The organism is Neisseria shayeganii 871, from assembly GCF_000226875.1.
Classification (GTDB): Bacteria; Pseudomonadota; Gammaproteobacteria; order Burkholderiales; family Neisseriaceae; genus Eikenella; species Eikenella shayeganii.
Genome location: NZ_JH164926.1, coordinates 1,325,918 through 1,334,590, shown reverse-complemented (window position 1 = coordinate 1,334,590; position 8,673 = coordinate 1,325,918). Strand labels below are relative to the sequence as shown.

The following is an 8,673-nucleotide window of genomic DNA, read 5'->3' as shown; positions in this document are numbered from 1 at the left end:
GTGGAAAACCGTACCGATGCACATGTATTTAACCCCACGCCCGCCCTGCCGCGCTGTGCGTGCCGCGTCGGGATACGGCGAGGTCGGTGCCGCTTGGCGCCATACATAAAGGTTTGGAGGCGCAGCGCTTATCCATTACAATGCGCCGGTGCCGGCCAACCCGCGCGCGCCGTACGCCGATTGACCGTCTTTCAGAAAGGACTGCCGATGCATCCCGCCACCCGCGTTACCGTGTGTGCCGTCTGGTGCACTGCCGCGCTCAGCGCCACTGCCGCCCCCTTGGTCCATCTGCCTGCGGGACTTTATCGCGAAAGCGGTGCGACCGTGACCACGTTCTCCGGTGGCGAACCGATGCAGCCCTTATTATCTGAAGGCAATCTGGTGCGTGAGGTATGCGTGCCCGCCGACAGCGGCGCTTGGTATGTCGAACAACTGCGCCGCTTTCCGCAAGCCCTCTCCCCGCAGATGCGGGAGCAAGGCGTCAACCGGATAGAAGTGCGCTCGCGCGTGGGTACCGATTCGGCCGGCCGGCCCGAAGTGTGGATTGGCTACACCCAAGTCAGCCGCAATCCGAATTTGGGGAGCATCAGCCGTCAGCACAGCCACCTGCTTTTTAGCTATTTGGGCAAACCCTGTCCTACTGATGCAGCTGCTGCTGCGGCAGCAGACTGAGGGGGCCTTATGCCGCTGCCGTTTCAGGTAGCCTTTGCCCACCATTGACCGAGCTGAGACCATGCCATCTTTCCGCTTGTGCCTGTATGTCGCCCTGCTGACCCTGGGCAGCCACGCTTTCGCCGCGCCGCTGGAAAACCTGCCCGCCGGCCTGTACCGCCAAGGCGGCAACACCACGATTACCTATTCCGGCGGCGAGCAGCCGTTTCCGCCCGTTTCGCCCGGCGAGGCGGGAGAGCGCACCGTATGCATCCCCGCCGACAGCGGCGCTTGGTATCAACAGCAGTTGGCCCGTTTTCCGCAAACCATCACGCCCCAGATGCAGGACGCCGGCGTGATGCGGACGGCGTTGCGCGCCCGCATCGACACCGACCGCGAAGGCCGGCCGCAAGTGTGGTTCGGTTACAGCGAAGACAGCCGCGGACCGCAACCGGGCATGCTGACGCATACGCACAGCAATCTGTTTTATACCTATTTGGGCCAAGCCTGCAGCCTCGTCGAGGCTGCCGCCGCTGCGGCCGACGTCAATGCGGCACAAGACGACCGCTAACACCGCCCCCAGGCTACCTGAAAGCCTGTTACGGTTTTCAGGTAGCCCTTTTATCCTTTGAACGAACCATGCTGAATATCTACAACACCCTTACCCGCCAAAAAGAAGCCTTTGTTCCGCTCAATCCCGAAAACGTGCGCATGTATGTGTGCGGCATGACGGTGTACGACTACTGCCACCTCGGCCACGCCCGCGTGATGGTGGTGTTCGACATGATTGCGCGCTGGCTGCGCCACAGCGGCTACCCGCTCACCTATGTGCGCAACATCACCGACATCGACGACAAAATCATCGCCCGGGCCGCCGAAAACGGCGAAACCATTGCCGAGCTTACCGCGCGCTTTATCGCCGCCATGAACGAAGACGCCGAGGCCTTGGGCGTGCTGCGCCCCGATGTCGAGCCCAAGGCCACCGAGCATGTGGCGCAGATGATCCGCATGATCGAGCGTCTGATTGCCAAGGGCAAAGCCTATGCCGCGGACAACGGCGACGTCTATTACGCCGTGCGCGAATTCGCCGCCTACGGCCAGCTGTCGGGCAAATCGCTGGACGATTTGCGCGCCGGCCAGCGGGTGGAGGTGGACGGCTTTAAACGCGATCCGCTGGATTTCGTGCTGTGGAAAGCGGCCAAGCCCAACGAAGCCGATTTCTGGGACAGCCCTTGGGGCCGCGGCCGCCCCGGCTGGCACATCGAGTGCTCGGCCATGGGCGGAGAGCTGTTCGGCGACACCTTCGATATCCACGGCGGCGGCGCCGATCTGCAGTTTCCGCACCATGAAAACGAGATTGCGCAGAGCGTGGGCGCACTCGGCCACAGCTGCGGCCACACCCACGGCGGCAAAACCATCGAAAGCCATGTCAAATACTGGCTGCACAACGGCTTTATCCGCGTGGACGGCGAAAAAATGTCCAAATCGCTGGGCAATTTCTTCACCATCCGCGACGTGCTCAAGGCCTACGACCCGGAAGTGGTGCGCTTCTTTATTTTGCGCGCCCACTACCGCAGCCCGCTGAACTATTCCGACGCCCATCTGGACGACGCCAAAGGCGCGCTCACCCGCCTCTACACCGCGCTGAAAAACACCCCGCCCGCCGATTTCACCCTCAGTGAAGAAGCCAACGACTACACCCGCCGTTTCTACGCCGCCATGAACGACGACTTCGGCACCGTAGAAGCGGTGGCGGTATTGTTCGAGCTGGCGGGCGAAATGAACAAAACCAACAGCGCCGAATTGGCCGGCTGCCTGAAAGCGCTGGGCGGCGTACTCGGCCTGCTGCAACGCGAACCGCAGGCGTTTTTGCAGGGCGGCAGCACCGGCGGTTTGTCCAATGAGGAAATCGAGACTTTGATTGCCCGGCGCAAGCAAGCCCGCGCCGACAAAAACTGGGCCGAGTCCGACCGCATCCGCGACCTGCTCACCGCCGAAAACATTATTTTGGAAGACGGCGCCGGCGGCACCACCTGGCGGCGCGGCTGACCATCAGCTTTCAGGTAGCCTTTCGGGCTACCTGAAAACTTGCCACCTATCTGTTTGCTGTTTCTTCTTTTCTTCCCGCTCAGAATCCTCCCATGCCCCAACACACCCTCACCCTTCTCGGCAGCACCGGCAGCATCGGCCTCAGCACTTTGGACGTGATTGCCCGCCATCCCGACAAATTCCGCGTGTTCGCCTTGGCCGGCCACACGCAAACCGCCAAGCTGGCCGAGCAGTGCGCCGCATTCCGGCCGCGTTATGCGGTGGTGGCCGATGCCGCCCGGGCCGACGATTTGCGGGCCAGATTGGCGGCGGCAGGCTGTGATACCGAAGTGCTGCACGGCGCACAGGCCTTGGTGGATGTGGCTTCTGCGCCCGAAGTGGACGGCGTGATGGCGGCGATTGTGGGCGCGGCCGGCCTGCCGCCCACGCTGGCGGCGGCGCGGGCCGGCAAAACCATTTACCTGGCCAACAAAGAAACGCTGGTGGTGTCCGGCAGCCTGTTTATGCAGGCGGCGGCGCAGTCCGGTGCGCGCATTCTGCCGGTGGACAGCGAACACAACGCGATTTACCAAGTGCTGCCCGAGCACAAAGGCTACCTGAAAGACGGCGGCATCGAGTCGATTGTGCTGACCGCTTCCGGCGGCCCGTTTCTGCACACCGATTTGGCCGCTTTGCCCGCCATCACGCCCGCGCAGGCGGTGAAACATCCGAATTGGTCGATGGGGCAGAAGATTTCGGTGGACTCCGCCACCATGATGAACAAAGGCTTGGAGTTGATTGAGGCGCATTGGCTGTTTGCCTGCCCGCCCGAACGGCTGGAGGTGGTGATTCACCCGCAAAGCGTGATCCACAGCATGGTGCGCTATGCCGACGGCTCGGTGCTGGCGCAGATGGGCACGCCCGATATGCGCACGCCGATTGCCTATTGTTTGGGTTTGCCCGAGCGCATCGAGTCGGGCGCGGCGCCGCTGGATTTTGCCGCCCTCTCTTCGCTCACCTTCGCCAGGCCGGATTTCCAACGCTTTCCCTGCCTGAAGCTCGCCTACGAAGCCATGCACAGCGGCGGCAGCGCGCCCTGCGTGCTGAACGCGGCCAACGAAGTGGCGGTGGCGGCGTTCTTGGCCGGCCGCATCCGCTTTACCGATATTGCCGCCGTGGTGGCGGCGTGTTTGGAGCGGCACCATTCTGGGCAGCCGGACGGCATCGATGCCCTGTTGGCGCTGGATGCCGACATCCGTGCGCAGGCCGAAGCCGAGGTGCGGCGGCGGGCTACCTGAAAGGCGGCGGCGTGGAATCGGCAAACCGTTTCAGCCGCATGCTGATGCGCCGCCGTTTGCGGGTGGCGCTGGTGTGGTGCGGGTTGGCGACGCTGGCGTTTTACGGCTGGCAAAACGGCTTGGCCACGCAGGGCGGGGCGCTTTCCCTGTCCAAAGCCTTTTGGCTGGGGCTGACGGTGTGCTGTTGGCTGGTGTTGCCGCCGCTGGTGTTTTGCGCACCGCACATCGGCCGCCGTTTGCGGGCGGCCTACCTGCTGTTTTGGCTGCCCATGCTGGCGCGCGCTGTGATTGAATTGTGGCTGCTCTACGGCCGCGGCGGCTGGCAGTATGTTTACGGCATGGCGCACGATGTGTTCAGCCTATTGCTGTTGGCCGTGCTGGCTGGTCTCTGCCGCCGGGAGCGACCGCGGGTGTGGGTGGGGCATTTGTGGGTGATGGCGGCCATGTTTGCGGCGGAAACCTATTTCGCCTGCTATATTTCCGCTTTCAACCACGGCCGCCACAGCGCAGAATTGTGGTTCATCGGCTGGCAGCCGCCGCATCTGGCCAACCAGTTGTTGACCACCGTGTTGGCCGTGTGTTTGTGCGGCTGGCTGATGTATTTGGAGCGCCGAGCATGACCCGACTCCACACCCGAACCGAACGGCCAAACAGGCTACCTGAAAGCCGCATCGACGAACTCTACGCCCTGTATGCCCGCTATTATGCGGGCACTTCCCCCGCGCTGTTCCGCCGCGACCTGTTGGAAAAAGACTGGGTTTTGCTGTTGGCAGACGAAGACGGCGCCGTGCGCGGTTTTTCCACCCTGAAAGTGTTGCAGGCCGAGCATCAGGGGCGGCCGGTGCGTGCCCTGTTTTCCGGCGATACGGTCATCGACCACCGTTTTTGGGGCGAGCAAACCCTGCCTTTGGCCTGGTGCCGTTTGGCCGGCCGCATCCAAGCCATGCAGCCCGAGGTGCCGCTGTATTGGCTGCTGATTGTGAAAGGCGACCGCACCTACCGTTACCTGAACGTGTTCAGCAGGCAGTATTACCCCAACCGCCGTTATGCCACGCCGCCAGATATACAGGCGCTGATGGATGGCTTGGCTGCCGCCCGCTTCAGCCCGGCTTACGATGCCGCCCGCGGCTTGGTGTGCTACCCCGAATCGCAAGGCCATCTGAAAGCCGAGTGGCATACCGACAAGCAGGACAGCCACCCCGAGGCGGCCTATTTCCGCAGCCGCAATCCGGGCCACGGCCACGGCGACGAGCTGGTGTGTTTGACCTTGCTGGCGCCGGAGAATCTGCGTTCTTTCGCCTTACGCGGTTTTCGGCAGGGTTGGGAAGAAGGGCCCTTGTCTGCGGGGGTTGAGGCTACCTGAAACCGTCGGCCAGCATGAAAACGGTTGCGCAAGCATGAACAACGCCCGCTGTTTGAAACAGCGGGCGTTGCGTTTGCCGGACTTATTGGGCGGTCATCAAACCTTGGTACAAGCGGGTCATCAGACGGCTGGCGTCGGCGGTTTTCGGCAGGATCACGAAGCTGTTGGCTTTCACTTCGTCGCTCGGGAAGATGGAAGTGTTGCTGCGGTGGGCTTCTTCCATCAGATCGCGCGCGGGTTTGCTGGCCGGCGCGTAGGTAACGAAGTTGCCGTTGGCGGCGGCCACATTCGGATCCAGCGTGTAGTTGATGTATTTGTGTGCATTGGCCACGTTGCGTGCGTCTTTCGGAATCATGAAGGAATCGATCCAGATGGCCACGCCGGTGTTGGGCACCAAAACTTCGATGTTGATGCCGTTTTTGGCTTCGGCGGCACGGTTTTTGGCGATGTTGAGGTCGCCGCCGTAGCCGATGGCCACGCACAAGTCGCCGTTGGCCAGGTCATTGATGTAGCCGGAGCCGCTGAAGCGTTTGATGTCGGGGCGCACGGCTTTCATCATATCGGTGGCGGCTTTCAGATCGTCGGCGTCTTGGCTGTTCGGGTTTTTGCCGATGTAGTTCAAGGCCAGCGGATATTGCTCCAGCGGGCTGTCGAAGAAGGAGATGCCGCAGGATTTCAGCTTGTTGGTGTATTCGGGTTTGAACACTAAGTCCCAAGCGTTGGCGGGCAGCTGGTCGGTGCCCAGGGCTTTGGCCACGGCGTCTTTGTTGATGCCGATGGTGTTGATGCCCCAGAAGTAGGGAACGGCGTATTTGTTGCCCGGATCCACCTGTTCCATCAGTTTCATCAGCTCGGGGTCGAGGTTGCCGTAGTTGGCGATTTGGCTCTTGTCGATTTCCTGATAGGCGCCGGCTTGGATTTGGCGGCTGACGTTGGCGATGGAGGGCACCACCAGGTCGTAGCCGGAATTGCCGGTCAGCACTTTGGCTTCCAGGGTTTCGTTGCTGTCGTAGTAGTCGGTGCGGATTTGGATGTTGTTGTCGGCCTCGAATTTTTTCACGGTTTCGGGGTCTACATAGTCCGACCAGATATAGAGGTTGAGCTGGTTGCTGCCGTCGGCGGCAGATGCGGTGCCGGAGGCGCTGCTGTCAGCGGGTTTGCCGGAATCGGCGGATTGGCCGTTGCCGCCGCAAGCGGCCAGAAACAAACTCATCAGGGCTGAAACCAAAAGTGTTTTTTTCATGTTGTTTCCTTTGTGGAATCGGTTGGGAAACGTCGGAACCGCGGGCTGCCGACCGGATGTGCGCAAGGCTGTCTGGGCAAGGGGATGGCCGGAGCCGCCTGCTTGGCAAACAGATGCTGCCGCCGTATTGATTTCTCCTTCGGCGAAAAGGGGATTAGACTTGGAAACGGCGGGGCTGGCAAGTGTTTTTTGCGGCGGAGCGGCCCGCAGGCGCCGGGGCTGGCGGTGGTTGGCGGCGGCTTGGTGCCGGATGGATTGATTTTGAATAAAGATTCGGGCTACCTGAAAGCTTTTCAGGTAGCCCGAGCGCTTGTTGCGGATATGCAGAGATCAGTAACGGGCGTCTTTCGGTTTGTCGCCGTTGGGCCAGTCGTTCACTTTGCCGGGGAAGTCGGGGCGCGGCTGGTGGGTGAAGTATTCGGCGATGTCCACGGCGTCCTGATCGCTCAACACATTGCCTTCGCCCCATAAGCCGTGGGTTTGCACACCCATGGGCATGGCGGCTTTGATGAAGGCCGCGGCTTTGTAGGTGCGCGCCATGCCGGCGCCGATGTTGAAGGATTCGTCGCCCCACAAAGGCGGGAAGGCGTAGAAGCCGGTGCCGTCGCGTTTGCCCTCGCCGTTGCTGCCGTGGCAGGTGGCGCAGTGTTGGGCGTAGAGGACGCGGCCGCGTTCGGGGTCGGGCGTGAGATGGGTGTCAATGGCCACGGCGTTCACAATGTCCACCCTTTGCCCTTTGGGCACCCCTTGGCCGACCCAGTTGATGTAGGCCACCATGGCCTGCATGGCTTCGCTGTCTCTGGGCAGCGGTTTGCCGTTCATCGAGCGCTGGAAGCAGCCGTTGATGCGGCCGACCAGGTCGATTTCTTTGCCGGGACGGGGCATCACGCGCGGGTAGCGGTTGGTGGTGTTGATGTAGGGGTTGCCGCCGGCCACTTTGCCTTGTGCGATGTGGCAGCTGCTGCAGTTCATGTGGCTGCCGACGTGTTCGGGCAACAGGCGTTTGGTGTGGTTCATCAAACGTTGGCCGAAGCGGATTTGGGCGGCGTTGGGCTGTTGGTCGATGTCGCTGTCGAAGGGCAGGGTGTATTCGCCCACGGCTGTTTTTTCGTCGCCCTGTCCGGTGACGATGGGGTGTCGGATGGGCTGGGCTTCGGTGGTTTCGGGGGCGTCTTGGCAGGCGCTCAGGCCGAGCAGGCCGAGGCCGGAAGCCAAGAGGAGAGCCGACAGTTGGTGCTTATTCATGGTGTGCTCCTGAAGCGGCTTGGGGAACGATATTGGGCGCTTTGCGGTTGACGAAATGGCGGATTTCGGCCACGTCGCGGCTGCTGATTTCGGGTGCTTGGTTGTGCCAGCTGTTGCGGACGAAGTTGACTACGTCGGCAATGTCGCTGTCGGTCAGGTGTTTGAAGCCGGGCATGCTGAAGGCCATCACGTCGTGTTTGCTGTGCGGCATGCGGCCGCCTTCCAAGGTTACCTGAATCACCGATTGGGCGTTGTTGGCATAAACGGCGCTGTTGTTGTTCAGGGCGGGGAAGATGCGCGGCATGCCGTTGCCGTCGGCGCGGTGGCAGGCCATGCAGTGTTCGGCGTAGAGCAGGGCGCCGCGGTTGGCGTATTCGCCGTTGAGCAGCATGGCAGTGGTGGTGTCTTCGCGTTTGGGCAGTTCGGTTTCTTTGCCGGGTGTGGGTGACAGGGTTTTCAGGTAGCCTGCCATGGCCTGCAGATCGCTGTCGCTCCAGTATTGGGTGCTGTGCTCCACCACTTCGGCCATGGCGCCGAAGGCGGCGCTGCGTTCGGTGCGGCCGCTGGCGAAGAAGTCGGCTAGCTCTGCTTGGTTCCAGCTGCCCAGCCCGCGTGCTTCGCCGCGCAGGCTCTTGGCCCGCCAGCCGTCGATGACGGCGCCGCTGAGGAAATGTTTGCCGTCGTCGCTGAGGGCTTTTTCCTGATAGGCGATGCCGCGCGGCGTGTGGCAGGCGCCGCAGTGGCCGGGGCCTTCTACCAGGTATTTGCCGTGGTTGGTTTGGGCGTCGAAGCGGCTGTCGGGCACGAATTCGCGTTTGGGGGCGAAGGCGGCCTGAGACCTTTGC

General features: G+C 62.1%; 9 protein-coding genes. 6 read left to right on the top strand and 3 right to left on the bottom strand.

All coding sequences use genetic code 11. The features are described from left to right. Nucleotides 1–207 precede the first annotated feature (207 nt). The 6 genes from HMPREF9371_RS06160 (at nucleotide 208) to HMPREF9371_RS06135 (ending at nucleotide 5,340) form a co-directional block, all read left to right on the top strand. A complete protein-coding gene (locus tag HMPREF9371_RS06160) occupies nucleotides 208–672 on the top strand; it encodes a hypothetical protein (RefSeq protein WP_009119123.1) in 465 nt (154 codons plus the stop codon). A gap of 61 nt (nucleotides 673–733) precedes the next feature. Next, nucleotides 734–1,222 carry a hypothetical protein gene (locus tag HMPREF9371_RS06155; RefSeq protein WP_009119122.1) on the top strand — a complete coding sequence of 163 codons (489 nt, stop codon included), beginning with the start codon at nucleotides 734–736 and terminating at the stop codon, nucleotides 1,220–1,222. Nucleotides 1,223–1,290: 68 nt separating this feature from the next. Next, complete coding sequence (cysS, locus tag HMPREF9371_RS06150; protein WP_009119121.1) at nucleotides 1,291–2,700, top strand: cysteine--tRNA ligase; 1,410 nt, start codon at nucleotides 1,291–1,293, stop codon at nucleotides 2,698–2,700. Nucleotides 2,701–2,792: 92 nt separating this feature from the next. Continuing rightward, nucleotides 2,793–3,977 carry a 1-deoxy-D-xylulose-5-phosphate reductoisomerase gene (gene ispC, locus HMPREF9371_RS06145; protein ID WP_009119120.1) on the top strand — a complete coding sequence of 395 codons (1,185 nt, stop codon included), beginning with the start codon at nucleotides 2,793–2,795 and terminating at the stop codon, nucleotides 3,975–3,977. A gap of 11 nt (nucleotides 3,978–3,988) precedes the next feature. Beyond that, entirely contained in the window at nucleotides 3,989–4,597 is a 609-nt protein-coding gene (locus HMPREF9371_RS06140) for a hypothetical protein (RefSeq protein WP_232203079.1), read from the top strand. Then, complete coding sequence (locus HMPREF9371_RS06135; RefSeq protein WP_009119118.1) at nucleotides 4,594–5,340, top strand: hypothetical protein; 747 nt, start codon at nucleotides 4,594–4,596, stop codon at nucleotides 5,338–5,340. The genes HMPREF9371_RS06140 and HMPREF9371_RS06135 overlap by 4 nt, the downstream gene beginning before the upstream one ends. 82 nt (nucleotides 5,341–5,422) lie before the next feature. On the opposite strand, the gene HMPREF9371_RS06130 is transcribed toward HMPREF9371_RS06135, so the two are convergent. The 3 genes from HMPREF9371_RS06130 to HMPREF9371_RS06120 all read right to left on the bottom strand — a co-directional run. Further along, complete coding sequence (locus HMPREF9371_RS06130) at nucleotides 5,423–6,583, bottom strand: polyamine ABC transporter substrate-binding protein (protein WP_009119117.1); 1,161 nt, start codon at nucleotides 6,581–6,583, stop codon at nucleotides 5,423–5,425. Nucleotides 6,584–6,913: 330 nt separating this feature from the next. Beyond that, nucleotides 6,914–7,828 (bottom strand): c-type cytochrome, encoded by a 915-nt coding sequence (locus HMPREF9371_RS06125; RefSeq protein WP_009119116.1) that lies wholly within the window; start codon nucleotides 7,826–7,828, stop codon nucleotides 6,914–6,916. Continuing rightward, the coding region (locus HMPREF9371_RS06120) for a c-type cytochrome (protein ID WP_009119115.1) at nucleotides 7,821–8,673 on the bottom strand (853 nt) is incomplete at its 5' end. The genes HMPREF9371_RS06125 and HMPREF9371_RS06120, both read right to left, overlap by 8 nt.